This is a genomic window from Neorhizobium galegae (assembly GCF_017877135.1).
GTDB classification, from domain to species: domain Bacteria; phylum Pseudomonadota; class Alphaproteobacteria; order Rhizobiales; family Rhizobiaceae; genus Neorhizobium; species Neorhizobium galegae_A.
The window spans coordinates 513,069-538,715 of record NZ_JAGIPH010000003.1; the positions used below are offsets into that span (position 1 = coordinate 513,069).

Here is a 25,647-nt window from a genome sequence, read left to right on the forward strand (position 1 = left end):
CGCCAAGCGGATCCGACTCACAGCGTTCTTCGTGAACCGGAACGGAAATAGTTTTCTCTTTGACCACATTTGCTGATCTTGGCCTGAGCCAGAAAGTCCTTTCTGCCGTCACCGACGCGGGTTACACCATTCCCACGCCGATCCAGGCTGGCGCCATACCTCATGCGCTGCAGCGTCGCGACATCTGCGGCATCGCACAGACAGGCACGGGCAAGACGGCCTCGTTCGTACTGCCCATGCTGACGCTTCTGGAAAAGGGACGGGCCCGCGCGCGCATGCCGCGCACGCTGATCCTAGAGCCGACGCGCGAACTGGCAGCGCAGGTTGCAGAGAACTTCGAAAAATACGGCAAGAACCACAAGCTGAATGTCGCCCTTCTCATCGGCGGTGTCTCCTTCGAAGAGCAGAACCGCAAGCTGGAGCGCGGCGCAGACGTCCTGATCTGCACCCCCGGCCGCCTTCTCGACCATTGCGAGCGCGGCAAGCTGCTGATGACCGGTGTCGAAATTCTCGTCATCGACGAAGCCGACCGCATGCTCGACATGGGCTTCATCCCGGATATCGAACGCATCGCCAAGATGATCCCGTTCACCCGCCAGACGCTGTTCTTCTCGGCCACCATGCCGCCGGAAATCCAGAAGCTGGCCGATCGCTTCCTGCAGAATCCGGAACGCGTCGAAGTGGCGAAGCCCTCCTCGACGGCGCTCACCGTCACGCAGCGCCTCGCTGCCTCGCACAACAAGGATTACGAGAAGCGCGCCATCCTGCGCGATCTCATCCGCGCCCAGGACGACCTGAAGAACGCCATCATCTTCTGCAACCGCAAGAAGGACGTGGCCGATCTGTTCCGCTCGCTCGAGCGCCACGGCTTTTCCGTTGGCGCGCTGCATGGCGACATGGACCAGCGTTCGCGCACCGATATGCTGGCCGGCTTCAAGGCCAATGCAATTACCCTTCTGGTTGCCTCCGACGTTGCCGCTCGCGGTCTTGATATTCCAGACGTCAGCCACGTGTTCAATTTCGACGTACCAATCCATGCGGAGGATTATGTCCACCGTATCGGACGCACCGGTCGCGCCGGCCGTTCCGGCCGCGCCTTCACGCTGGTGACGAAGTCTGACACCAAATTCCTCGACGCCATCGAGAAGCTGATCGGCAACAAGATCGAATGGCTGAACGGCGACATTTCGGCGCTTCCCGCGCCGATGGAAAGCCAGGAAAGCGACCGCCCCCGCTCCAAGGGCCGTGATCGCGACAAGGATCGGGGCCGCGGCAGACGGTCCGCAGTTCCGAAGGCGGAGGCCCGCCCCGTTGAGGCCCCCGCCGTCATCGAAGAAGCGATCACCCCTATTGAAGCAAGGACGGACAGCGTGAACACCGAGCAACACAAGGCGGATAACCGCAGGCCCCAGCACGGTGCACGCAATGCAGTGCGCCAGCAGAACCCGGCCAATGACGACCAGCGCGAACGCCGCCAGCGTCATCACCGCGACCACGATGACGGCCCGACGCCGGTTGGCTTCGGCGACGACATCCCTGCCTTCATGCTGATCGTTGCCGGCGCCAAGGGCTGAAAAGCCAATGCCGCCAAAGCCGGGATCTGATTTTCCAGGCGTGGGAGCCGGTCTTGTGATCCGCCGTGACGACGGATGCATCCTCCTTTATAAGCGCGTCAAAGCGCCCGAGGCAGGTTTCTGGAACATCGTCGGCGGCAAGATCGACCACATGGAACACTCGGCCGAGGCGGCACGCCGCGAGGCCGAGGAAGAAACCGGCCTTTGCATCGGCCAGGTCGAATTCCTCTGCATCAGCGAACAGCGCATCGAGGCCGACAGCCAGCACTGGCTGTCGATGATCTACATCACCTCCGATTTTTCCGGCGAACCGCAATTGACCGAGCCCGACAAGCTCTCGGCCATGGGCTGGTTTTCGCCCGACGATCTGCCGCAGCCGCTCTCGGTCTTCACCCGGGATGCCTTGCGCCATCTTTAAAGTTCTGATGGTTGCCTGACGCTCCCCTGGGCTGACTTTCTCCCTTCATTGCCGCCCTTTGCCGAGAGCGACCGGGAATACGTCAAAGCAGCAGCAAACCGGCCGACAGGGCCGCAATCGACACGACGACGCAGACGATCACGCGCTGTCCGAAGATGAGGAAAGCGCCAAAGCCGAGGCCAAGGGCGCCGAGCCGCAACCAGAGCGGCGAGCCGGCAAGCGTGCCGGTCGGAAAGACGACAAGCTTTGCCGTCACCGCCATCACCAGTGCCGTGGCCACCGCCCTCACCCAGTGCAGCGCCTCGGAATCTTCATCCAGACGATTGCCGACAAGAACGCCCAGCCAACGCCAAAAATCCGTCGCAAGCCAGCCCGCGACGATGATCACAAGATAGGTCCACCACCAGAGATCGCCGTTCACGGGCCTTCCTCCAGCCCGGCTGCGCGCGGCACGGCACGACGCGGGCGCACGAAAAAGCGGTCGATGACATAGGCGACTGTTCCGCCGCCGATGCCCGCATAGATGATGTCGAATTTCGGCTCGATCAGCGCCATGGCCGGCCCCATCACCACGCCGATGACAAAGGCCAGTTTCACCACCGAATGGCGTGCCGAGGCCCAGATCGAGGCGAAGAAATAGACCGGCGTCAGCATGAACAGGCATCCCGCGACAATGGGCGGAAACTGCGCCACGATCCCGTAGCAGACCCCGACGATGACCGCATTAATCAGCGTCAGCGTGATCGAAAAGCCGGCGAAATAGGCGACACGCTTGTCGCGCGGCACGTTGTTCAGATGCTGGATGGCAAACACCCAGGAGGTGATCGCAACGAAATGCGAAAGAAACAGCAGAAGCCAGGTCGGGCTTTTTTCGTTCTTCATGTCCGGCATGATCGAGGCGACCATCGGCATCATGCGGATGGAGGAGAGCGTCACGGCAAGAAAGCTCGCCGCAATCGGCGCACCGCCGACCATGGTGCCGATGAGGATCATCTTGGCCGGAAGCGCCCAGACGGCGAGCGTCATGAACACGGCCTGGCTGCGGGTGATGCCCGATTCCAGGGCAAAGGCGCTGAAGCCGACAAAGGATGTCATGAGGATGAGCGCCGGCAGCGACGTGATGCCACGCATGCCGGTGAAGAACCAGGAGACGCTGGAACGCGCGTCAGCTTGAGAAGAGAGCATCGATCCGTCCGGAATTGCCGTTCGCAATCGACCGGCATGCAGAAAAGGCAATGCCGGGGCTTTCATCAAAGCCCCGGCACAGGATTGTCAGATCGGACCGATCATTTCGACTTCGGCACGCGTGGGACGGTCGAGCCCTTGCGGGGCTTTTCCTTGTCCTCGGTCAGCACGTCCGTCTCCGCGTCGGACTTGGCCTTGATGGCCTTGCCCTTGGGCGGTGCCGACTTCGGATCGTCCTTCACCTTGCCTGGCTTTGCCTTTACAGAGGCTTCGCCATCCTCGACGGCTTCCACCTCCGCTTCGGGCTTCGGCTTCACAGGTGCCGCCTCGGCAATCGATTCGAGAAGCAGCCCTTCGGTGCCGTCCGGCTTCTTGCCGACCGTCACCTTGACGACGCCACCCTTGCGAAGCGCGCCAAACAGGATCTCGTTGGCAAGCGGCTTCTTGATATGCTCCTGAATGACGCGCGACAGCGGGCGTGCCCCCATGCGCTCGTCATAGCCCTTTTCAGCGAGCCACGCGATGGCATCCTGATGCAGGTCGAAGGTCACGTTGCGTTCAGACAGCTGGCTTTCCAACTGCATGACGAACTTCTGTACGACCTGATGGATGACCTCGGTCGGCAGCGGCGCAAACGGGATCGTTGCATCGAGACGGTTGCGGAATTCCGGCGTGAACAGGCGGTTCAGCGCCTCCTCGTCTTCGCCGGTGCGCTTGGACGACCCAAAACCGATGGCGGCCTTGGCCATTTCAGACGCGCCCGCATTCGTCGTCATGATCAGGATGACGTTGCGGAAGTCGATCTTCTTGCCGTTGTGGTCGGTGAGCGAGCCATGGTCCATCACCTGCAACAGAATGTTGTAGATGTCGGGATGCGCCTTTTCGATTTCATCGAGCAGCACCACCGAATGCGGATGCTGGTCGACTCCATCCGTCAGAAGGCCGCCCTGGTCGAAACCGACATAGCCGGGAGGTGCGCCAAGCAGACGCGAGACCGTGTGCCGCTCCATGTATTCCGACATGTCGAAGCGCAGCAGTTCCACCCCGAGCGAGGAGGCAAGCTGCTTGGCGACTTCCGTCTTGCCGACGCCGGTCGGGCCGGAGAAGACATAGGAGCCGATCGGCTTGTTCGGTTCGCGCAGACCGGCACGCGCCAGCTTGATCGCCGTCGAGAGAGCCTCGATGGCGGCATCCTGACCGTAGACGACTGAGCGCAGTTCCTTGTCCAGGTTGGCCAGCACCGCCTCGTCGTCCTTGGAGACGGTCTTGGCGGGAATGCGGGCCATCGTGGCGATGGTGACCTCGATCTCCTTTTCGGTGATCAGCTTGCGGCGCTTCGACGCGGGCAGCAGCATCTGCGCCGCCCCTGTCTCGTCGATCACGTCGATCGCCTTGTCCGGCAGCTTGCGGTCGGAAATGTAGCGCGACGACAGCTCCACCGCGGCCTTGATCGCCTCGTTGGTGTAGCGCAGCTTGTGATAGTCCTCGAAATAGGGCTTCAGACCCTTCATGATCTCGATGGCGTCATCGATGGACGGTTCGTTGACGTCGATCTTCTGGAAACGGCGCACGAGTGCCCGGTCCTTTTCGAAGAACTGGCGGTATTCCTTGTAGGTGGTGGACCCGATGCAGCGGATGGCACCAGATGACAGCGCCGGCTTCAGCAGGTTCGACGCATCCATGGCGCCGCCGGATGTCGCACCGGCGCCGATCACGGTGTGGATCTCGTCGATGAACAGCACGGCGCCCGGAAACTCTTCCAGTTCCTTGACCACCTGCTTCAGACGCTCCTCGAAATCGCCACGGTAACGCGTGCCGGCAAGCAGCGTGCCCATGTCGAGCGAGAAGATCGTGGCATCGGCCAGCGCTTCCGGCACCTTGCCTTCGACGATGCGCTTGGCAAGGCCTTCGGCAATGGCGGTCTTGCCGACACCGGGATCGCCGACATAGAGCGGATTGTTCTTCGAGCGGCGGCACAGCACCTGGATGGTGCGGTTGACCTCCGAGTGACGGCCGATCAGCGGGTCGATGCGGCCGTTGACGGCCTTCTCGTTCAGATTGACGCAATAGGCCTTCAGCGCATCCTGTGGCTTCTTGGCCGAGCCTTCTTCCTGCTCGCGGCCGGGCTTTGCATCCGCATCGCTGTCCTCGGCACCGCGCGGCGGCCGCACCTGGGAGGCGCCCGGACGCTTGCCGATGCCGTGGCTGATATAATTGACCGCATCATAGCGGGTCATTTCCTGCTCCTGCAGGAAATAGGCCGCATGGCTTTCGCGCTCGGCAAAGATCGCCACCAGAACATTGGCGCCGGTCACTTCCTCGCGACCGGACGATTGCACGTGGATGACCGCGCGCTGGATGACGCGCTGGAAGCCGGACGTCGGCTTGGAATCCTCGTCATAGCCCGTGATCAGGTTGGCGAGTTCGTTATCGACGTAATCGGAGACGGTCTTTTTCAGGACGTCGAGATTGACATTGCAGGCTCCCATGACGGCAGCGGCATCGGCATCGTCGATCAAGGCCAGGAGCAGGTGTTCCAGGGTAGCATATTCGTGGTGCCGCTCATTGGCGAAGGTCAGTGCCTGATGCAGCGCCTTTTCGAGACTAGGCGAAAATGTTGGCACGTCGGTTCCTCACTTCTTTTCCATGACACATTGCAGCGGGTGCTGGTGCTGGCGGGCAAAATCCATGACCTGGCTCACCTTGGTCTCAGCGACCTCGTACGTAAAGACCCCACATTCGCCCACACCGTGATTGTGAACGTGCAGCATGATGCGGGTGGCCGCTTCGCGGTCCTTCTGGAAAAAACGCTCCAGAATGTGAATGACGAAGTCCATCGGCGTGTAATCGTCGTTCAGCAGAAGCACGCGGTAGAGATTGGGCTTTTTCGTTTTGGCCTTGGTGCGCGTAATGACCGAGGTGCCGCGATTGCCGCCGTCTCCCTGTCCGTCCTTCTCGTCTTGCATGTAGATCGGCAATGCGATCATCTTTCTATCATTCCCCAACAGTCCGACGGCTCGTCCGAACGAACAGCCGGAGCCGGACATCAGAAGCACTTATCTAGTTCGCTGAACGCCGATTTTAAGCCCCTCGCGTCCACGCGCAATCACTATTCCGCGTGAAGAGGCCGATAGGGCGGTAAATTAACGCCATTGCCTTGGGCCTCACAAACAAAAACCGGCTGCGCCAGGAACGCAACCGGTTCATTTTAACCAGCAAAGGTCTTTGTGCGGCCTGCAACCGGCCTCAGGCGGCGTTGGACACCACCACGGCCGTCGCCCGCGTCGCCGGCAGCTCGTAGGGTTTGTAGGCGCTCTTGGCGAGATCGGTATACAGGGTGCCGATCTTGGTCGCTTCCGCCACGAACCCCTCGTAGGCGGATTTGGCAAACTTGCTCTGCAGCTCGAACGCGGTTTCGATGCTGCGAACGGCCAGCAGCTGCTCCAGGAAGCTGGTCAGCTCCTGGATCGACTTCTTGGAATATTCGCCGGTTTCCGATGCGATGGCCTGAAAGCCCTTCGTCACCTCGGCATAGTTTTTCAGCAGCCCGTCGACTGCTTCCTTGTTCTTCCGGCTGGCTTCATCGAGATTGAACATTTCCGCCTCCTATGGGTGTATTCCCATTTGCTGATGGAATAATTCCGCAGTGCAAAAGTCAAGAGCGGAATCGTATCGCAGGCGCGAAGAAGCCCGCTACGACCGAATGCCGCGGCGGCCATTTGCGCATTGACAAAAATCTCTTCCAAAACCCATGAAAAACGGCGGGTCGCAAGGCGCCCGCCGTTTCCGAACTTGTGATCGGGACCGTCCCGATGGTGATGCCTGACGGCCTTGCGAACTGTTTGTCAGGCCGATGCGGCCATCAGAGATCGACGTCGAGAATGGCCATCGAGAAGTTGTAGGAGCGCTCATCGTCCTCGTCATCGACGTAGACAACGCCAAGGAACTCGTCGCCGGCGTAAACCTCGGCCGAATCGTCCTTGCGGGGCCGCGCACGCACGCTCATCGTGGGGTTGAACACCCGCTTGAAGTAGGCGTCGAGCTTCTTGATTTCATCGGCTTTCACTTTTGTCTCTCCGTCAGTGTTCTCGTTGCGGGGCTTTTGGCATGGGACAAAGGCGAAAGTAAAGAACGTGTCTCCATGATCCGTCCCATGATCCGCCCGATGAGGCGCGCACACTGCGTATCAAGCGCCCGGCAAAGCCTCGACAATGCGACATAGACGTCCGCGAGCCCCGATCAAGTCCGGGGCGGCAAATCGGGTGTCAGACGCCGGTCAGTCTTCCGAGCGCAGGATCTGGTCCATCAGGCGCGAGGGCTCCGAACACCCGGCCTCTCCCACCACTTTCGCCGGCACACCGGCAACGGTGGTCTTCGGCGGCACCGGCTTCAGCACCACGGAACCGGCCGCCACGCGCGAGCAGTGGCCGATCTCGATATTGCCGAGGATCTTGGCGCCTGCCCCGATGAGGACGCCATTGCCGATTTTCGGATGGCGGTCGGCGCCTTCCTTGCCCGTGCCGCCCAGCGTCACGCCGTGCAGGATCGAGACATTGTCGCCGATGACCGCCGTTTCGCCGACCACGAAGCCGGTGGCATGATCAAGGAAAATGCCCTTGCCGATGCGCGCGGCCGGATTGATATCCGTCTGGAACACGCCGGAGGCGCGACTTTGCAGATACATGGCAAAATCGCGACGGTCGCGCTTCATCAGCCAGTGGGCCAGCCGGTGCGTCTGAATGGCGTGAAAGCCCTTGAAATAGAGAACCGGTTCCAGGAAGCGCAGGCAGGCCGGATCGCGGTCGTAATAGGCCTGGATATCGACGCGCAGGATCGCGCCCCATTCCGGCCAGTCGCTCAGCATTTCCTCAAAGGTCTGGCGCAACAGCACCGCCTGAAGATCTTGATGGTCCAGACGCTCGCAGATCCGGTGGATCACGCTCTCCTCGAGCGAGCCATGATTGAGCACCGTCGAATAGAGGAATGTCGCCAGCAGCGGATCACGCTCCGCACTGGTCTGCGCTTCGTGCCGCAATGTATCCCAGATCGGATCAACCGACGCGATTGGCTCCCGGGGTCGAATTTCAGTGCGTGCCGACATGGCAGTATCCTCGTGTACGCAGAGGCCCGTATATAGAACATTCTTTCAAAAACACCAACGCCGGCGCAAAGCGGGCCGCGCTTACCCGGCGTGGCTGCTTAAAAAGTCGAGAACGGCGGCCTTGAACACCCGGTCCCCGACCGCCAGCATATGATCGCGGTTGGGAATATCCACCGCGCGGGCATTTTGCATCAGTGCCGCCAGGTCCTGCGGCGAGCCGGCAATGTCGTCCTTGGTGCCGACACCGATCAGGGTCGGCGCGGCGATGCGACCGATATCCTCGCGCGAGACGAGGTCGCGCGATCCGCGAATGCAGGCGGCAAGCGCCTCACGGTCGCTTCGGGTCTGGTCGGCAAAGGCCCGGAACATACGTCCACGCGCATGGGTGACCTCGTCGAGCGATGGCGCAAGCAGCGCATCGGCAATCGGATCCCAGTCGCCGACCCCGTCGGTCATCCCGATACCCAGCCCGCCGAGAATGAGCGAACGGACCCGCTGAGGACGGGCAAGCGTGGCGAAGGTCGAGATGCGCGCACCCATCGAATAGCCCATGAAATGCGCCTGATCGATGCCGAGATGATCGAGCAGCGCAATCGCATCGCCGGCCATCACTGAAGGACGGTAGGCTTCGGGGTCACGCGGCTTGTCGCTTGCGCCATGGCCCCGGTTGTCGATGGCAATCACCCGGTAGCCGGCCTCGCCAAGGGCCTTCAGCCAGCCGGGATAGACCCAGTTGACGTTTGCGGTGGAGGCAAAACCATGAATCAGAAGCACAGGCTCGCCATCCGCATTGCCCGCGTCAAAGTAGGCGAGCTGCAGGTTCTGGTGGGTAAACGTGGAAAAATCGGGTGCGTTGAGGTTCATGGGCAGGCTTCCCTTCGAAGAGCGCGACCATAGGCCATGTCCTGCTCTGCCTGAACAGGCAAGGCGACAAAATCACGTTTCTGCCGGCTGTTTCCCCCTACACTTTCACGGCATGCCTCTATAATGTCGGCGCACATCGCAAGCATTGGAGTTCAACATGGCCGGTCACGGTATCCCTCATTTCCAGAACGACGGTGGACATCGCCTCATTGAGGTGGGCGTGAAGGAATTCATGTGCACCGGGGCGAACGTGCCCTTCGACCATCCGCACATCTATATCGACATGGGCGACGACAACGAGAAAGTCTGCTCCTACTGCTCGACGCTTTACCGCTACAATCCGACGCTGAAAGCCGAACAGACAATTCCGGCCGGCTGCACCTTCCACGTCAAAGCCGCCTGAACTGATACGGCCATGGCCATCACACATGCAGTGATCGTCGGCGCCGGCATGGCCGGCCTGACGACGGCGCTTGCACTTGCCGCGCGCGGCATCCGGTCCGACATCATCGAGCAGGCACCGCATCTGGCCGAAGTGGGCGCAGGATTGCAGATCTCGCCCAATGCCAGCCGCATTCTGGCGCGTCTCGGCGTGCTTGCCGATCTGGAGGCCGTCTGGACAGAGCCGGAGCGTATCGCGATCTCGTCGGGCAAGTCGCTGCGCCAGCTCGCGCATGTGCCGGCCGGCCGGTTCGCACGCGAGCGCTGGCGCGCGCCTTACGGGGTGATGCACCGGGCAACCCTGCAGCGGGGACTTCAGGCGGCGGTCGACAAAAATCCGCTGTGCCGCCTGCATCTGGGCATACGGATCGGCGCCGATTGGCGTCAATCCATTGCGAGCGTGGTCGGCGCAACGCCCGACGTCACCATCGGTGCAGACGGTGTCTGGTCGCGCATGCGCGAGGAAATTGCCAACGCCCCGGAGCCGGATTTTTCCCGCAACGTCGCCTGGCGCTTTACCGTGCCGACGGAAAAGGCCCCGGCCTTCCTGATGCCGCAGGCGGTGACCGCCTATGTCGGGCCTTCCTGCCATCTGGTCTGCTATCCGCTGCGCGAAGCGGGCGGCTTCAATGTCGTGGCCATCGCAAGCGGCGTCAGCCCCGGCGAGACCTGGGAAGTGCATGCAAGCCTTGAACAGAAACGCATGCTGCTGCGCCAGTTCAAGGGCTGGCATCCGCAGATCCTGTCGCTGCTGACGGGCATGGAATCGGGAAAATTCTGGCCGCTCTATCAGGTGAGCGACGGACGCTGGCACAATGGCCGCGATGTGGTTCTGGTGGGCGACGCGGCCCATGCCATGATGCCGTTTGCGGCCCAGGGGGCCGCCATGGCCATCGAGGACGGCTGGGAACTGGCGGCCCGGCTCGCCATGACGCCCGTTCTTGCCGATGCGCTGTCGACTTACGAATCGGTGCGCCGGGCGCGCATCGCACGCGTTCGCAACCGTGGCGCCTTCAACCGCTTTGCCTATCACGTGCGCGGGCCGCTGCGTTTCGGCCGCGACATGGTGCTGGCCCTGCGTCCGCCGCAAGCGCTTGCGGCGGATCTCGACTGGCTCTATGGCTATGACGCCGGCTTCTGATCAGGCGCCGGCTGCAGCGGCAAACCCCGCTTCCAGATCCTTTTGCAGATCAGCCACATCTTCAAGCCCGATCTGCAGCCGGATCACCGGCCCTTCGGACGGCGCCTTGGCAATCGTGCGGTCACCCAGATTGACCTTCACCGCCAAGCTCTCGTAGCCGCCCCAGGAATAGCCGAGCCCGAAGATCGCAAGCGCATCCAGGAAAGCATGCGCCTTGGCACGAAACTGCTCCGCACCATCGGCCTTCAGCACGAAGGAAAACACTCCGGATGCGCCCTTGAAGTCGCGCTTCCACAGCGCGTGTCCGGGAAAGCTTTCGAGGGCAGGATGCAGCACGCGCGCCACCTCCGCGCGCCCCTCGAGCCAGCGGGCGATCTCGAGCGCGCTTTTCTGGTGATGCGCCATGCGCACGCCCATGGTGCGCAACCCGCGCAGGATCTGGTAGGCATCGTCCGGCGCGCCGCAGATGCCAAGCGTCATCGTCGCCTCATGCAGGCGCGGCCAGTGTTTGGCATTGGCGGAAACCGATCCCATCACGATATCGGAATGGCCGGAGGGATACTTGGTCGTGGCATGGATGATGACATCGACACCAAAATCCAGACCGCGGAAATAAAGCGGCGTTGCCCAGGTATTGTCCAGCGTGACGACGCAGTCGTGCCGGTGGGCGGCATCGGCAATCGCGCGGATATCCTGCATCTCGAACGTGTTGGATGCGGGCGATTCGGTATGGATAAGGCGGGTGTTGGGACGAATCAGGGCCTCGATATCGCCGCCGATACCGGGGGCGTAATATTCCACCTCGACGCCGAGACGCGACAGCATCGTATTGCAGAAATGCCGGCACGGCGTGTAGACCGAATCGACGATCAGGGCATGATCGCCCGCCGACAGGAAAGCCAGGAACGGAACGCTGATGGCGGCAAGCCCGGAAGGCACCAGAACCGTTCCGGCCGCCCCTTCGAGCGCATTCAGCGCATCGCACAGCGCATCGGTCGTCGGCGTCCCGCGCGTGCCATAGGTATATTTCTGATCCCGGCTTTCCATCGTCCTGCAGTCGGGAAAAAGAACGGTGGAGCCATGCACCACCGGCGGATTGACAAACCCGTGATAGCTCATCGGATCGTGTCCGAGATGCGCAAGGCGGGTGTTGTCGCCGGCACCGGCGAAAAGGGTCTCTTTGTTTTTCATGGAAAATTGCGGCCTTCGTATTGACGAGGGCCAAAGTCTTGAAGGCAAGGCTTGCGCCGGTCAAGCCCGGTAGGCGGCGCGGCCTGCTACCTATGCGCTACAACGCTCCTCAATGTCGCGCCTTTAGGCAGAAGACTGCACAAAATCCTACACTCTGCCTAATATATCATCTACCCACGGCAATTTGTCTAATTTGAGGCGCTAAATTAAAGTGCAAGACTTGACCCCTGCACATATTTCCGACTGTGATAAAGCAGCTCGTCTCGGGAGGCCTTGCGGGCGGCCTGTCGTTGCTGATCAGGGATCGGTAATGGGGCTTCAGGTCTATCAAAAAACAAGAGATAAAGGTTGGGAAAATGAAAAAGACGCTTCTGTCCGCCGCAATTGGCGCGGCAATTCTGGGTGCTGCCTCTGCCGCTTCCGCCGGCACGCTCCAGGACGTCAAGGCCAAGGGTTTTGTTACATGCGGCGCAAGCCAGGGTGTTCCGGGCTTCTCCAACCCGGACGACAAGGGTGAGTGGTCGGGTATCGACGTCGATTACTGCCGCGGCATCGCCGCTGCCGTCTTCGGCGACCCGAAGAAGGCAAAGTTCGTCGCCCTGTCGAGCAAGGACCGTTTCCCGGCCCTGCAGTCCGGCGAAATCGACGTGCTGACGCGCAATACGACCTGGACGGTCAGCCGCGACACCTCGCTCGGCTTCAACTTCCGCACCGTCAACTACTATGACGGCCAGGGCTTCCTGGTGAAGAAGGGCCTGAACGTGAAGTCGGCGCTTGAACTGTCGGGCGCTGCCGTCTGCGTTCAGACCGGCACCACGACCGAACTGAACCTGGCCGACTACTTCAAGGCCAACAACCTGCAGTACAACCCGGTCGTGTTCGAAAAGGAAGCTGACGCGACGTCTGCTTACGACGCCGGCCGTTGCGACGTCTACACGACCGACCAGTCCGGCCTCTATGCCATGCGCCTGAAGCTGAAGAACCCGGATGACAACATCGTTCTGCCGGAAGTCATCTCCAAGGAGCCGCTTGGACCGGCCGTCCGCCAGGGCGACGACCAGTGGTTCGACGTGGTGAGCTGGGTTCACTACGCCATGGTCAATGCTGAAGAATTCGGCATCACCTCGAAGAATGTCGACGAGATGAAGACCAAGGGCGGCCCGGACGTCAAGCGCATGCTCGGCAACGAAGAAGGCACCAAGATCGGTACCGACCTCGGCCTGACCAACGACTGGGCCTACAACGTCATCAAGCTCGTCGGCAATTACAGCGAAGTGTTTGAACGCAACGTCGGCCCGAACACCCCGCTGAAGATCCAGCGCGGCCTGAACGCCCTGTGGAACAAGGGCGGCCTCCAGTACGCTCCGCCGATCCGCTAATCGCGCGACAGGCAGGAATTATGCCGGGAGGCGGCGACCCCGCCTCCCGAGCAGCACCCCATGAGGGCAAAAAGCTCGCAAAGAGCGTATAAGAGGGAAAAGTGCCTATGGCAGGCAACGCACTACCATCGGAGAAGCCGACATCATCCGGCAGCTCGTCGCTTTTGTACGACCCAAAGGCGCGCGGCATCTTCTACCAGGTCCTGACGGTCGCCATTCTCGGCCTGTTTGTCTGGATCATCGTCAACAACACGATCACCAACCTCAATCGCGCCAATATCGCTTCAGGTTTCGACTTTCTCAAAGGCCGCGCTGGCTTCGACATCGGCCAGACGCTGATCGACTATTCCAGTGATTCGACCTATGGACGCGCTCTGCTGGTCGGCCTTTTGAACACGCTCGAAGTGGCGATCATCGGCATCATCACCGCCTCGATCATCGGCTTCATCGTCGGCATTGCCCGGCTGTCCAGCAACTGGCTGATTGCCAAGCTGGCGCAGATCTACGTGGAAATCTTCCGCAACATCCCGCCGCTTCTCGTCATTTTCTTCTGGTACAAGGGCGTCATCGCCATTCTGCCGCAGGCGCGCGCCTCGCTTGCGCTGCCCTTCGGCACCTACCTCAACAATCGCGGCCTGTTTTTCCCCAAGCCGCTGTGGGGCGGCGGCGCCTGGCTGATTCTCGTCGCGCTTGTCGTTGCGATCGTGCTTTCGCTGGTGATCCGCCGCTGGGCGCGCCTGCGCCAGGAAAAGACCGGCCAGCAGTATCCGTCCGGCCTGACTGCCCTTTTGCTGATCATCGGTCTGCCGCTCGTAACCTTCCTGGCGCTCGGCGCACCGCTGTCGTTCGAATATCCCGTGGCCGGCAAGTTCAACCTGACCGGCGGATCGGTCGTCGGCCCGGAATTCATATCGCTCTATCTCGCCCTCTCTTTCTACACCGCGTCCTTCATCGCCGAGATCGTGCGTGCCGGGATCAAGGCGGTCGCGAAAGGCCAGACGGAAGCGGCAAGCGCGCTTGGCCTGCGCGGCAACATGACGACGCGTCTCATCGTCATCCCGCAGGCGCTGCGCATCATCATTCCACCGCTCACCAGCCAATATCTCAATCTCACCAAGAACTCGTCGCTCGCCGTGGCCGTCGGCTTTGCCGATGTGGTCGCCGTCGGCGGCACCATGCTGAACCAGACCGGTCAGGCGGTCGAAATCGTCACGCTCTGGCTCGTCATTTACCTGTCGCTGTCGGTCAGCACCGCCGTGCTCATGAACTGGTTCAACAGCAAGATGGCTTTGGTGGAGAGATAAGATGACGATCAACCAATCCGCATTCGTTCGCCAGGAGATGAACCCGCCCTTGCCGGCACCCACCGGCCAGGGAGGCCTCACCCGCTGGCTTCGTCTCAATCTGTTTCCGACGCCCAAGGACACGGTGCTGACCATTCTGGCGCTGGCGCTTCTTGCCTATATCGTGCCGGTGCTGGTGCAATGGCTGTTCATCGACGCCACCTGGACCGGTGTCGATCGCAAGGCCTGCGCCACCGTCTCGCAGGGCGGTGTGCTTCCCGACGGCCAATCGGGCGCCTGCTGGGCCTTCGTCAGCGCCAAGTTCCAGCAGTTCATCTTCGGTCGTTACACGTATGAAGAACGGTGGCGCCCCCTGCTGGTGATGGCGATGTTCGTCATTCTCCTGATCCCAATGCTCATTCCGAAGGTGCCCTACAAGGGCTGGAATGCGCTGGCGCTGTTCATCGTCCTTCCCGTCGTGTCGTTCTTCCTGCTGATCGGCGGCTTTGGCCTTCCGCATGTGGAAACGCAGCTGTGGGGCGGTCTGATGATCACCCTGATCCTGTCCTTCTTCGGGATCGCGGTCTCGCTGCCGCTCGGCATCATCCTGGCGCTTGGGCGACGCTCCAACCTGCCCGTGATCAAGATGCTTTGCGTTGTCTTCATCGAGGTCATCCGCGGCATTCCGCTGATCACGGTTCTGTTCATGGCCAGCGTCATGCTGCCCTTGTTCCTGCCGGTCGGCTGGACCTTCGACAAGCTGCTTCGGGCGCTGATCGGCGTGTCGCTCTTCTCGTCCGCCTATATGGCGGAAGTCATTCGCGGCGGCCTGCAGGCCATTCCGAAGGGTCAGTTCGAAGGCGCCGATTCGCTCGGGCTCAGCTACTGGCAGAAAATCCGTCTGATCATCATGCCGCAGGCGCTGAAGCTCGTCATTCCCGGCATCGTCAACACCTTCATCGGCCTGTTCAAGGATACCTCGCTCGTGTCGATCATCGGCATGTTCGACCTTCTCGGCATCGTAACGCTCAATCAGGCGGATGCGAACTGGTCGACGCCGGTGACGCCGGTCACGGGCTACGTCTTCGCAGGCTTCGTCTTCTGGATCTTCTGCTTCGGCATGTCGCGCTATTCGCTCTTCATGGAGCGTCATCTCGACACCGGTCACAAACGATAATCAAGGGGAACATCATGTCCGCTACCCAAGCACCAAAGTCAAAAGTGGCCGTTCCCCAGAGCGGCGTCGCGATCGAAATCACGGCGATGAACAAGTGGTACGGTGATTTTCACGTCCTGCGCGACATCAATCTCAAGGTGAAGAACGGCGAGCGGATCGTCATTGCCGGGCCCTCGGGCTCCGGCAAGTCGACGATGATCCGCTGCATCAACCGGCTGGAGGAACATCAGTCCGGTCAGATCCTCGTCGACGGCATCGAGCTTACCAACGACCTGAAGAAGATCGACGAAGTGCGCCGCGAAGTCGGCATGGTCTTCCAGCACTTCAACCTCTTTCCGCATCTGACGATCCTGGAAAACTGCACGCTCGCGCCGATCTGGGTCCGCAAGATGCCGAAGAAGGAAGCCGAAGAGGTCGCGATGCACTATCTGAAGCGCGTCAAGATCCCCGAGCAGGCCAACAAATATCCCGGCCAGCTTTCCGGCGGTCAGCAGCAGCGCGTGGCCATTGCCCGCTCGCTGTGCATGAAACCGAAGATCATGCTGTTCGATGAACCCACCTCGGCGCTCGATCCGGAAATGGTCAAGGAAGTGCTGGACACCATGGTGAGCCTTGCCGAAGAAGGCATGACCATGCTGTGCGTGACGCACGAAATGGGCTTTGCCCGCCAAGTTGCCGACCGGGTGATCTTCATGGACCAGGGCCAGATCGTCGAGCAGAATGCACCGGCTGCCTTCTTCGACAATCCGCAGCACGAGCGCACAAAGCTCTTCCTCAGCCAGATCCTGCACTGAGGGCACAAGACCCACCAGCCAGGCAAAAGCGCGCCGCGTGCGCCCTTTTGTCGTTGTGCGACCTGCGCCGCATCGAGTGGTCATCCCATAACTCCGCTCTTTACCAGCGGAAAAAATAACGGGCATTCACGCGTCCAGCCGGGTCGCCGCCGGCTGCGCGGTTCATCTCGCCAGTGATCTTCAACCGGTTGCCGATCTTCTGCTCGAGCACAACGCCGCCGCCGACCCGCTTGAAACTGTCGATAGCGCCCGCTTTCACTTGGATGGCCGACCCCGTATCGCCATAGGAGAGCTTCAGCGCCTGGTTCACGTCCAGCCCGCTCCAGCTCTCTGTGCCGCCATCATAGCGCAAGGCATAGGTGCGGCTCACCTGCAGGTCGAGATCAGGCGTCAGGATTTCCTTTTCGCTTCGGCTCATCTGCGCAGCCGCGCTGCCGGTCAGCGCATTGAGGGTGAAATCGAGAGTGCGGTTGAGCTGCAGTGCCGGTGTCGTCAGCTGCTCCGCCCTCACCTGCCCCCACAGCCTGACGGGCATGTCGACCGGGCCGCCCGCCACGGCAGACGCCACACCCGTCTCCAGCCCGGCAGAGGCCGCCGTCCAGCCGGGAATGCGCAACCCCATCCGTGCTGCGTAGGACGTGTCGGAGGTTTTGCTCGGGACCCAGATGATCAAGGGTTCTTCGGCGGACACGGGTGCTGCAACGGTAGCGGAAAAGCAAAAAGCCAGGAGAATGCGGGTCATCACGGAGGCCCTCGATCTGGTATTTCATTTTGGTGCGGCCACACGCCGAACCAGGCGTCACTCCCCCAGGTCCTCCTCCATCTCGGGTTCAGTTTATAGCGGAAATCCGGTTTTGGCGCAGCGACGATGTGGCAACTGTGTGACTTTGGCGCACCAAGTTCCATTTCATTACAGCCTGCCACACAATGTGACAGGCAATCGACCCCTTTGATGGTAGCTTCGCCTTGAACTGCGCGAATGCGAACTAGTTAGCATGATGAGATCGAACTGACGGAACCGGCACTGAGCAGAGGCGTTAGATCCCTTGCGACGTAAGCCACACGTCAGGACGGCGTGTTAATCGCAAGGTGATCTCGCCGGCAACGCGTAAACGAGACAGAGTAGCAATGACCATTGTGCAGCTGGATACCGACAAAACGTCGAGCAGACAGACCTCCGTCGCAGCCCTTTCGGATATTCCGATCCAGAGGATCACACGCATCGTCGCACGCATTGCCATGGGCGTATCCGTCATCGTCATTTTGTGCGCCTGGCGTCAGACCGGCCTCTGGTAAGAGCCTGCCTGCCCCCAAGGGGCCGCACGCCACCGATCGGCGACGCGATCTCATCACCGCCGTAATTGCGTCCGAATGACGTCGCAATACCCCGACTAGGCGGTCGAAGACCGAACCGGAATCGTGGAATACAGTGATGCGGTGGCACGGCCTTCGCATCCTTTAACGGCAGTGCAGGCATGACCGAGGACAAGAGGCGCAGGATCGTGGAACAGGTCATCCAGCGACTCGATGCCCATGGCATGGCCTTTGAGACGGATCCGCAATTTCTCTGTGCGATCAACGACTGGATTGCCGGCACCATCGAGATGTCGCAGTTGCGCAAGCGTTTCCTCGATCTGCTGCAGGAGCGACACTCTGCCGTGCGAATCCGCTATGCGCTGCCACAACGCCCGCCGCACCTCCAGCCGGCGGCCGATCCCTTGTCGACTGCCGCCCCGCCAGACGGTTTTGAACCTCACCCGAAAGGGACTGCGGAGGACATCGAGCCCGGCAGTGGCGCGTAGGCGCTCGTCACATCGGGACACTCGCAACCGCCGGTCGTCAATGCCGCAGACCGCATTCAGGTACGGTTAAGCTTACCGTCTTACATTCTTCCTCGGTTATATGCGCAAGGGGGAATAGTATGGCATTGCACGGAACGGCCTTTGTCCTTGGCCTCGTCCTGTTCGTGGTTTCCCTGCCGCTCGCCGTTAAGTATGCCGGGCACACGCCGCGCCATGACATCGAATTTTCAAGGCTAAGCCCGTGAACCGTGTGGCGCCGCAAGGGCGTGCGAAACTTGCGACTTGACCGGATTTACAACGGCGGCCGGTCGGCTGGACATTTCTCTTCACCGTGATCTCAGGGGACGGCAGCTTGTCGCCGGATGGCGCATTCGCTAAGACCGCGTCGGAGTGCGGCAGGGCGTCGGGCGCACCACGCGCCGTGATGCCCCTGCCCGGCAATGGTCGGGCACATCCCGTGTCCCTGCAAGATTGGAAATCTTATGAACACGCCCTGGAGCAAACCGGTTGCCATCCTGATCGGTGAACCGCCGGAAGAAACTCTCATCACCACCACCCAGGCTGCCGCCTGGGCCATGATCGAGGATTGGCCGGTTGAGGACGGGCCGGCGCTCGACCGCGCGCTCGCCGTCTGCGCAGCCGTGGACGCGCGCAAAAGCAAGCCGGAAGATGCCCGCCAGGCTTTTGTCGATGCAGCCGTTGAGGCCGGCATTCTGGTGCGCAGCTAACCCATCAGCAAGGCGTGCCGGCCGTCGACTTGCTTGTCCAGCAGCTTCTGAAACGGGTCGGTAGAAGTTGGAGATCGGCAAGCGATGCACACTACATGGCGCGCGTCAAAGAACATGTGGCCGCAACGCCAGAAGCCGTGTGGCACGGCCTCATAAAGGCTCAAACCGGCTCAAACAGGCCAGTAGGCGTCATCGCGAAAATTGACCGGAATCTCGGGTGCGGTGAGCAAAGCCTCGACCACATAGCTGATCCGCAGCTTCAGGTCGCGGATCTCCTGCGGCATGCGGACACCGAGACCGAGCGAGCGCAGGCGATGCCCGTCATAGCCGCGTTCGCTGAGGCGCCGTGCGGCCTCGACGTAGACGTCTGCTACGGTCGGCGGCGCCAGTTCTTCAACCGGCTGGTACAACCCGCCCCTGATCAACCGCAATGTCGATGCCATGCTTGCCCCCTGCAGTCCTTCGCTCTTTCTGACACCTGTGTGACCCGCCAAGCTTGCGGGAACCTGAACAGTGACACGTCTGGCGCGCCTACATGCGTCCATCATTACGAAAGAATGTGAGAATGGACCTATCCACCAAGCGTCGGACATGGATGGCCGATCGATCAAAATTCTGTTATGATAGCCTAGTCGAGCGCATTGAGGAGTGGGCTCGGCGCCTTGTCATTTCGGTTTGAGGAGACCGGCAATGCATTATCTCACGCTCGTGACGGCCCTTAATCCCTATATTCTGGCCGTTCTCGCCCTGGTTCTGGCTTGCGGCGCCTATGATCGATGGCACAATTCACATTGATGCGGCTGGAAGCGGGATTGCATTCATCGGCTGCCGCTTGCAGCTGTTGAAGGCCGGTTTCCCTTCAAGCATCACGGGAATGCTGTTAAAGTCTCTCCGGTGAAATAATCCGGGAGCCTTCTCGTGCAGCAGACCATGACCTTTGACGATACATCCAGATCGCTCAGCCAGACGCTCCGTGATCTGATCAGCGGTATCCGGGGCAAGACGGTCAGCCTGCGCGATCTGATGGACCAGGTGGGTGAACAGGGGCTGCTGCTGATCTGCGCCGTGGCGTCGCTGCCGTTCCTCATCCCGGTGTCCATTCCCGGCGTCAGCACCGTGTTCGGGGCGGCGATCATTCTGGTCAGCATCGCCATCTGCCTCAACCGCATGCCCTGGCTGCCGGCCCGCATCCTGGACCGCAGGCTTGATTCGGCAAAGCTGGTTCCGGCGCTGGAAAAGGGCGCGCATCTGGTCGGCCGCGTGGATCGCTTTTTCAAGCCGCGCCTGGCGGCTCTGACTGCCGGGGGCGCCATTGGCCGCATCAACGCCCTTGCCATTACCTTTGGCGGCGTGCTGCTGATGTTTCCGCTCGGCCTCATCCCCTTTTCGAACACGCTGCCGGGCATTGCCATCCTGCTGCTGTCGACCGGCATGATGCAGCGGGATGGGCTGGTGGTGCTGGGCGGTTATCTGTTCCTGGCGATCACCACTGTTTATTTTGGCGCGTTGACCTTCATGGCCATTGCCGCCGGGAAAGGACTTGCCGGCACCTTTGCTTGATCGCACGATCTCGCGCGAAGACCGGAAGCCGCGGCGGCGGATACTGATAAACGGCCTGCCGTTGTTATGACTTCTGCCGCGCGGCGCGCTTGCGCCCCCACCAGAGGGTCAGGCGACGGCGCTTGCGGCGCACGTAAGGCAGATCGTGCGACAGGACCAGAAGCCCAAGCGGCAACATCCAGAAACCGAGAATCGGCAGAAAGCCCAGTGCACCGCCGCCAATCAGCGCCGTACCGACGCTGATGCGCCCAATGCGCGACCGCGGCATGGGAACGCGCACACGCCCCAGATGCAACCGGCCACTGGCTGCGTCGAAGCCGAATTTCCCTGCCTTTTCCCTTTGGTCCACCTGTTTCACCTTCCAGCAGCATCGCCTGTTGTCGTTCGCCAGATGGGAAGGGAATGTGGATAAAGCAAGCGCGTGAAATTTTTTTGAAAAAACCGCTTGGCAAAACCGCCAAGCGTTTGTATTACCCCGCTCACACCGCGGCGACGCGATGTTCCCTGGTAGCTCAGCGGTAGAGCATTCGACTGTTAATCGACAGGTCGCCGGTTCGAATCCGGCCCGGGGAGCCAGTTTCTTCAGTCATTGATTGATTATAGATAAAAGCCGGTTCCTCTGTGAACCGGCTTTTTTCGTTGTTCTCGCAGATTTCGGCATCCGCTCGCCGGCCCTCTCCGCTACACCCCTCTCCTGCCCGCCTGGCCATCGAGGCGTTGCTTCATCAGCAAACCGTCAACAACCCCTTGACGTGAGTCGCAAACAGAATTAGAACAAAAAGAGAACGAATACGGAGATGCCTTATGACAAGCGCAGAACAGGCCGTACAGAATGCTCTGGCCGCCGTTGCCGCCTCCCGCGCCCTGCGGGAAAAAGCGGCTGAAGAACGCCGCAACACATTTCAGCGAATCCAGATTGCCAGCCAGAAGCCTCTTTACGTCCCGAAAGGCGTGCAGATGCCCTTGCGCTTCAGCTGACCGTCGAGCCCGGTTTCAGGCTGAGCCGCACCAAACAGTTAAAAATTCGGAACCACTCCTGTTTTCATCGGTTCTATCCACGGCACAATCGGAATGCCTGAACGAAAAACAGGAGTAACACTCATGATCAAGACACTGATGACCGTCTCCATCCTCTCGCTTGGCCTTGCAGGTGGCGCTGTCGCACAGACCTCGATGAGCGGGAGTTCCTCGGCTGGCTCCGACACGGGCTATGGCGTATCGACCAATTCCGGCTACGGCACGACGTCCGGTGCGGGCACGGTTGATCCGACGATGACCTACAGCACGACCCCGCCGGCGCACAGCGGCACGTCCCTGTCTCTGCAGGGCAATTGCAGCGCACCGGTTCCGGCCGATCAGGTCGAAGCCTCCAAGAGCCCGGTGTCGCGCACGCAGTGCTGACACCGGCCACCGACACAGGGTCGGTAGCGATCTATCGAAAGGGGTGGCTGAAGGCCGCCCCTTTTTTTCGCCGTCTGACGGGCACCGACCGGCAGAGCCGGGTTGCAACGGCACCTTTAAGCGGCTGAAACAATCCGAACGGTTTTTGCACGCGCAGGTGTGGATGCAGAACGTATTTCCTTGCCGAGCGCCCCTCAACGTCGGAAAAGCATTTCAGCCAATATTTGCAAGGTAGGGCATCCCCATGACCATCAATCCGTCCGTGCTGAGTGTGATCGGCAATACGCCTCTGATCCGCCTCAAAGGCCCGTCCGAGCTGACGGGCTGCGAAATTCTCGGCAAGGCAGAATTTCTCAATCCCGGCCAGTCCGTAAAAGACCGCGCCGCCCTCTACATCATCCGGGATGCGGAAAAGAAGGGCCTGCTGCGGCCGGGCGGGGTGATCGTCGAAGGCACGGCCGGCAACACCGGTATCGGCCTGACACTGGTCGCCAAGGCGCTCGGCTATCGCACCGTGATCGTCATTCCGGAAACACAGAGCCAGGAAAAGAAGGATGCGCTGCGGCTTCTCGGGGCCGAGCTGGTCGAAGTGCCGGCCGTGCCCTACAAGAACCCCAACAATTACGTCAAACTGTCCGGGCGCCTTGCCGAGGAACTGGCAAAGACGGAACCGAATGGCGCGATCTGGGCCAATCAGTTCGACAATATCGCCAACCGGCAGGCGCACATCGAAACGACGGCCGAAGAAATCTGGGCGCAGACCGACGGCAAGGTGGATGGCTTCATCTGTGCCGTTGGTTCCGGCGGAACCCTTGCCGGCACCGGCATGGGCCTGAAGGCGAAGAACCCCGCCATAAAGATCGGCCTTGCCGATCCGGAAGGGGCGGCCCTTTATGAATTCTACACCCATGGCGAACTGAAATCGGAGGGGTCTTCGATCACCGAAGGCATCGGCCAGGGCCGGATTACCGCGAATCTCGAGGATTTTACGCCCGACTACGCCTATCGCATCACTGATGCCGAAGCCTTGCCGACGGTGTTCGATCTGGTGGAAGAAGAGGGACTTTGCCTCGGCGGTTCCTCCGGCATCAACATTGCCGGCGCCATTCGGCTGGCCCGGGATCTCGGCCCCGGCCGCACGATCGTGACGATCCTGTGCGACTATGGGAACCGCTACCAGTCCAAGCTGTTCAATCCGGACTTCCTCTCCTCGAAGGGTTTGCCGATCCCGCAATGGCTGGTAGAGAAACGGGATATTGTCATTCCCTTCCAGCAAGCCTGAGGATCTCCATGCCGACGAAAGCCCTCTACCGTGACGATTTCTATCTTTCCACGGCAGAGGGCACGGTGACAGCCGTCCACGAGGATGGCGCCATCGAGCTGGACCAGACCTGTTTTTACGCAACCTCCGGCGGCCAGCCGGGGGATACCGGATTTCTGGAGCGCGCCGACGGCTCCAAGATCCTGCTCGGCCCGACACGGCATGGCGCGACGAAAGACATCATCCTTCATGTGCCGCTTGACGGCCAGAGCGCGCCTCAGCTCGGTGAAAAGCTTGTCCTGCATGTCGATTGGCCGCGGCGCTACAAGCTGATGCGCATGCACACCGCCTGCCACCTGCTCTCCGTCGTCTGCCCCTTCCCCATTACCGGTGCGGCCGTCGGCGAAGACGAATCGCGTGTCGATTTCGACATGGGCGATACGGTGAACAAGGACGAGGTGACGGCCAAACTGATGAGCCTCGTCTCCGAGAACCATCCGGTCTTCCTGCAATGGATTACCGACGAGGAACTGGCAGCTAATCCGGATATCGTCAAATCGAAGAACGTTCGCCCGCCGGTCGGTCTCGGCCGGGTGAGCCTCGTGTGCATCGGCGAAAATTCCGCCGTTGACAGCCAACCCTGCGGCGGCACACATGTGTCCGAAACACAGGAGGTCGGGGCGGTTTACATTGCCCGGATCGAGAAGAAGGGCAAGGAAAACCGCCGGCTGCGCATCCGCTTCGGGACACCGGACAGCGAAAGCGCTTGAAACCGCCGTTGCGGCGCCTTGCTCCAACACACCATCGGGGCGCGTCAAAAGCCGCCGACTATCGAGGAGAGAACACCATGAGCACGGGTCAAAGCCGCTTCGTCGTTTCCGCTGAATGGGTGGAAAGCCAGCTTGCGGACCCGGGTTTTCGCGTGGTGGACGCCTCCTGGTATCTGCCGGCACAGGGGCGCAACGGCGCGCTTGAATATGCAGCCGGCCATATTCCGGGCGCCGTATTCTTCGATCAGGATGCCATTGCCGATCACACCACCGGCCTGCCGCATTCGCTTCCCTCGCCGGAGTTTTTCGCAACCGAAGTCGGCAAACTCGGCATCAGCGAGCATGACATCATCGTCGTCTACGACGGTCCCGGCTTTTTCTCGGCGCCGCGCGTCTGGTGGATGCTGCGGGTCATGGGGGCTGAACACGTCTATGTGCTGGATGGCGGGCTGGATGGCTGGAAGGCGAGCGGCCGTCCGCTCGAGACGGAACTCCCCGAGCCTGAACCTGCCATCTTCACGCCGCGCCTCAGCGCCCGCCGCATCACCAGCCTCACCGAGATGCGCGCCGTGGTGGACAGCGGCTCGGCGCAGGTCGTGGATGCGCGCGGTCCCGGCCGCTTTACCGGTGACGAGGCCGAACCGCGCGCCGGCATGCGGTCGGGTCACATGCCCGGCGCGCGCAGCCTTCCCGCCGCAAGCCTGTCGGAGGGCGGCCACCTGAAAAGCCTCGACACGCTGAAGACGATGATGACCGAAGCCGGCATCGACCTGTCGCGCCCGGTCGTCACTAGCTGCGGCTCCGGCGTCACGGCCGCGGTGGTAACGCTCGCGCTCGAATCCCTCGGCCACACCAGCAATTCGCTTTATGACGGCTCCTGGTCGGAATGGGGCGGACGCTCCGATACGCCGGTCGTCACCGGCCCGGCCGAGCCGCTGGAGCCCGTGCCCCACGGCCCGCTCAAGGCGCATGTGACGCGTCTGGAAATGACGGCACCGCCGCGCCAGAGCCTTGCCGTGCCGGTCAATCTCCATACCGCACTCATGAGTGCCCAAAACATTCCGCTGCATTATTATCGGTATCTCTACCGGCAGGTCGGCAAGCGGTGGCACTGGTACAACCGCCTGCGCCTCAGCGACGAGGAGCTGTCGGCGATCCTCACCGACGAACGGGTGTCGGTCACCATCCTTTACGTGAACGCAGCGCCGGCTGGCTTCTTCGAACTCAATCACGTGAATGAAGACGTGGTGGAGCTCAGCTATTTCGGCCTCTTCGAACATGCGCTCGGCCTTGGCATCGGCAAATGGTTCCTGCTGCAGGCGCTCTATGCCGCCTGGCAGTTCAATCCGAAGACGGTGACGGTGACCACCAACACGCTGGATCACCCGCGCGCCCTGCCGCTCTACCAGATGATGGGATTTGCCCCTGTCGGCACCTACGAGGCGTGGGTTGAGCCCATGTCGGATGCCGAGCTTCTGGCGCTGGCCAAGCGCGACTGACCTTTTCCGCGTAACGCGCAGGAATCGGGTGGCGGCAACGCCGCCCGGTCCGCATGGTCGCAAGCATCGCAACAGAGG

29 protein-coding genes and 1 tRNA gene are annotated in these 25,647 nt (G+C 61.2%); 18 read left to right on the forward strand and 12 right to left on the reverse strand.

The features are described from left to right. Positions 1-59: 59 nt before the first annotated feature. Together J2858_RS12680 and J2858_RS12685 are read left to right on the forward strand one after the other, a co-directional pair. Entirely contained in the window at positions 60-1,574 is a 1,515-nt protein-coding gene (locus tag J2858_RS12680) for a DEAD/DEAH box helicase (RefSeq protein WP_210105158.1), read from the forward strand. Between the two features lie 7 nt (positions 1,575-1,581). Continuing rightward, on the forward strand, positions 1,582-1,992 hold the full coding sequence (locus J2858_RS12685; RefSeq protein WP_210105159.1) for an NUDIX domain-containing protein: 411 nt from the start codon (positions 1,582-1,584) through the stop codon (positions 1,990-1,992). 82 nt (positions 1,993-2,074) lie between these two features. Here the strand turns inward: J2858_RS12685 and J2858_RS12690 are convergent, their stop codons facing one another. The 8 genes from J2858_RS12690 to J2858_RS12725 form a co-directional block, all read right to left on the reverse strand. Next, positions 2,075-2,413: an AzlD domain-containing protein gene (locus J2858_RS12690; protein WP_210105160.1), complete on the reverse strand. Its 339-nt coding sequence runs from the start codon at positions 2,411-2,413 to the stop codon at positions 2,075-2,077. Continuing rightward, entirely contained in the window at positions 2,410-3,177 is a 768-nt protein-coding gene (locus J2858_RS12695) for an AzlC family ABC transporter permease (RefSeq protein WP_210105161.1), read from the reverse strand. Before J2858_RS12695 ends, J2858_RS12690 begins: the two co-directional genes overlap by 4 nt. Before the next feature lie 101 nt (positions 3,178-3,278). Continuing rightward, the gene (gene clpA, locus J2858_RS12700) at positions 3,279-5,801 is read right to left on the reverse strand and encodes an ATP-dependent Clp protease ATP-binding subunit ClpA (protein WP_210105162.1); all 2,523 of its coding nucleotides are present in this window, start codon (positions 5,799-5,801) and stop codon (positions 3,279-3,281) included. Positions 5,802-5,810: 9 nt separating this feature from the next. After that, on the reverse strand, positions 5,811-6,164 hold the full coding sequence (gene clpS / locus J2858_RS12705; protein WP_210105163.1) for an ATP-dependent Clp protease adapter ClpS: 354 nt from the start codon (positions 6,162-6,164) through the stop codon (positions 5,811-5,813). Positions 6,165-6,423: 259 nt separating this feature from the next. After that, positions 6,424-6,774 (reverse strand): phasin family protein, encoded by a 351-nt coding sequence (locus J2858_RS12710; protein ID WP_210105164.1) that lies wholly within the window; start codon positions 6,772-6,774, stop codon positions 6,424-6,426. 265 nt (positions 6,775-7,039) lie between these two features. After that, on the reverse strand, positions 7,040-7,243 hold the full coding sequence (locus tag J2858_RS12715) for a DUF3126 family protein (RefSeq protein ID WP_210105165.1): 204 nt from the start codon (positions 7,241-7,243) through the stop codon (positions 7,040-7,042). Between the two features lie 210 nt (positions 7,244-7,453). Next, positions 7,454-8,278, reverse strand: coding sequence for a serine O-acetyltransferase (cysE, locus tag J2858_RS12720; RefSeq protein WP_210105166.1), 825 nt, complete (start codon positions 8,276-8,278; stop codon positions 7,454-7,456). Positions 8,279-8,359: 81 nt separating this feature from the next. Then, on the reverse strand, positions 8,360-9,142 hold the full coding sequence (locus J2858_RS12725) for an alpha/beta fold hydrolase (protein WP_210105167.1): 783 nt from the start codon (positions 9,140-9,142) through the stop codon (positions 8,360-8,362). A 157-nt stretch (positions 9,143-9,299) separates the two neighbouring features. Here J2858_RS12725 and J2858_RS12730 point away from each other — a divergent pair, with 157 nt between their 5' ends. Next, positions 9,300-9,545 (forward strand): zinc-finger domain-containing protein, encoded by a 246-nt coding sequence (locus J2858_RS12730; protein ID WP_210105168.1) that lies wholly within the window; start codon positions 9,300-9,302, stop codon positions 9,543-9,545. A gap of 12 nt (positions 9,546-9,557) precedes the next feature. Next, positions 9,558-10,724, forward strand: coding sequence for an FAD-dependent monooxygenase (locus J2858_RS12735; RefSeq protein ID WP_210105169.1), 1,167 nt, complete (start codon positions 9,558-9,560; stop codon positions 10,722-10,724). Here the strand turns inward: J2858_RS12735 and J2858_RS12740 are convergent, their stop codons facing one another. Next, positions 10,725-11,915, reverse strand: a complete 1,191-nt coding sequence (locus J2858_RS12740) for a cystathionine beta-lyase (RefSeq protein ID WP_210105170.1) — start codon at positions 11,913-11,915, stop codon at positions 10,725-10,727. Between the two features lie 356 nt (positions 11,916-12,271). On the opposite strand from J2858_RS12740, the gene J2858_RS12745 reads away from it, so the two are divergent. The 4 genes from J2858_RS12745 to J2858_RS12760 all read left to right on the forward strand — a co-directional run bounded on the left by J2858_RS12745 (position 12,272) and on the right by J2858_RS12760 (position 16,548). Beyond that, positions 12,272-13,294: an amino acid ABC transporter substrate-binding protein gene (locus J2858_RS12745; RefSeq protein WP_210105171.1), complete on the forward strand. Its 1,023-nt coding sequence runs from the start codon at positions 12,272-12,274 to the stop codon at positions 13,292-13,294. A 107-nt stretch (positions 13,295-13,401) separates the two neighbouring features. After that, complete coding sequence (locus tag J2858_RS12750; RefSeq protein ID WP_210105172.1) at positions 13,402-14,598, forward strand: amino acid ABC transporter permease; 1,197 nt, start codon at positions 13,402-13,404, stop codon at positions 14,596-14,598. 1 nt (position 14,599) lies between these two features. Then, positions 14,600-15,754, forward strand: coding sequence for an amino acid ABC transporter permease (locus J2858_RS12755; RefSeq protein ID WP_210105173.1), 1,155 nt, complete (start codon positions 14,600-14,602; stop codon positions 15,752-15,754). Positions 15,755-15,768: 14 nt separating this feature from the next. After that, complete coding sequence (locus J2858_RS12760; protein WP_210105174.1) at positions 15,769-16,548, forward strand: amino acid ABC transporter ATP-binding protein; 780 nt, start codon at positions 15,769-15,771, stop codon at positions 16,546-16,548. A 100-nt stretch (positions 16,549-16,648) separates the two neighbouring features. Here J2858_RS12760 and J2858_RS12765 read toward each other — a convergent pair whose 3' ends face one another. Further along, a complete protein-coding gene (locus J2858_RS12765) occupies positions 16,649-17,290 on the reverse strand; it encodes a hypothetical protein (protein WP_210105175.1) in 642 nt (213 codons plus the stop codon). A gap of 386 nt (positions 17,291-17,676) precedes the next feature. On the opposite strand from J2858_RS12765, the gene J2858_RS12770 reads away from it, so the two are divergent. The 3 genes from J2858_RS12770 to J2858_RS12780 all read left to right on the forward strand — a co-directional run bounded on the left by J2858_RS12770 (position 17,677) and on the right by J2858_RS12780 (position 19,078). Beyond that, positions 17,677-17,844: a hypothetical protein gene (locus tag J2858_RS12770; protein WP_210105176.1), complete on the forward strand. Its 168-nt coding sequence runs from the start codon at positions 17,677-17,679 to the stop codon at positions 17,842-17,844. A gap of 179 nt (positions 17,845-18,023) precedes the next feature. Beyond that, complete coding sequence (locus tag J2858_RS12775) at positions 18,024-18,350, forward strand: hypothetical protein (protein ID WP_210105177.1); 327 nt, start codon at positions 18,024-18,026, stop codon at positions 18,348-18,350. Positions 18,351-18,832: 482 nt separating this feature from the next. Then, positions 18,833-19,078 carry a DUF982 domain-containing protein gene (locus tag J2858_RS12780; RefSeq protein ID WP_210105178.1) on the forward strand — a complete coding sequence of 82 codons (246 nt, stop codon included), beginning with the start codon at positions 18,833-18,835 and terminating at the stop codon, positions 19,076-19,078. A gap of 170 nt (positions 19,079-19,248) precedes the next feature. Here the strand turns inward: J2858_RS12780 and J2858_RS12785 are convergent, their stop codons facing one another. Further along, positions 19,249-19,521 carry a hypothetical protein gene (locus J2858_RS12785; RefSeq protein WP_210105179.1) on the reverse strand — a complete coding sequence of 91 codons (273 nt, stop codon included), beginning with the start codon at positions 19,519-19,521 and terminating at the stop codon, positions 19,249-19,251. A 475-nt stretch (positions 19,522-19,996) separates the two neighbouring features. Here J2858_RS12785 and J2858_RS12790 point away from each other — a divergent pair, with 475 nt between their 5' ends. After that, the gene (locus J2858_RS12790; RefSeq protein ID WP_432443347.1) at positions 19,997-20,638 is read left to right on the forward strand and encodes an exopolysaccharide biosynthesis protein; all 642 of its coding nucleotides are present in this window, start codon (positions 19,997-19,999) and stop codon (positions 20,636-20,638) included. A gap of 64 nt (positions 20,639-20,702) precedes the next feature. On the opposite strand, the gene J2858_RS12795 is transcribed toward J2858_RS12790, so the two are convergent. Next, on the reverse strand, positions 20,703-20,906 hold the full coding sequence (locus J2858_RS12795; protein WP_245365965.1) for a hypothetical protein: 204 nt from the start codon (positions 20,904-20,906) through the stop codon (positions 20,703-20,705). Positions 20,907-21,139: 233 nt separating this feature from the next. Between J2858_RS12795 and J2858_RS12800 the strand changes: the two genes are divergently transcribed. The 6 genes from J2858_RS12800 to sseA all read left to right on the forward strand — a co-directional run bounded on the left by J2858_RS12800 (position 21,140) and on the right by sseA (position 25,569). After that, a tRNA-Asn gene (locus J2858_RS12800) sits at positions 21,140-21,214 on the forward strand. 228 nt (positions 21,215-21,442) lie between these two features. Continuing rightward, positions 21,443-21,616 carry a hypothetical protein gene (locus J2858_RS12805; protein WP_210105181.1) on the forward strand — a complete coding sequence of 58 codons (174 nt, stop codon included), beginning with the start codon at positions 21,443-21,445 and terminating at the stop codon, positions 21,614-21,616. 123 nt (positions 21,617-21,739) lie between these two features. Beyond that, on the forward strand, positions 21,740-22,039 hold the full coding sequence (locus tag J2858_RS12810) for a hypothetical protein (protein ID WP_210105182.1): 300 nt from the start codon (positions 21,740-21,742) through the stop codon (positions 22,037-22,039). Between the two features lie 244 nt (positions 22,040-22,283). Beyond that, positions 22,284-23,321: a cysteine synthase A gene (locus J2858_RS12815; RefSeq protein ID WP_210105183.1), complete on the forward strand. Its 1,038-nt coding sequence runs from the start codon at positions 22,284-22,286 to the stop codon at positions 23,319-23,321. 8 nt (positions 23,322-23,329) lie between these two features. After that, the gene (locus tag J2858_RS12820; RefSeq protein ID WP_210105184.1) at positions 23,330-24,070 is read left to right on the forward strand and encodes an alanyl-tRNA editing protein; all 741 of its coding nucleotides are present in this window, start codon (positions 23,330-23,332) and stop codon (positions 24,068-24,070) included. A gap of 77 nt (positions 24,071-24,147) precedes the next feature. After that, a complete protein-coding gene (gene sseA / locus J2858_RS12825; RefSeq protein WP_210105185.1) occupies positions 24,148-25,569 on the forward strand; it encodes a 3-mercaptopyruvate sulfurtransferase in 1,422 nt (473 codons plus the stop codon). The last annotated feature ends 78 nt before the right edge of the window (positions 25,570-25,647 follow it).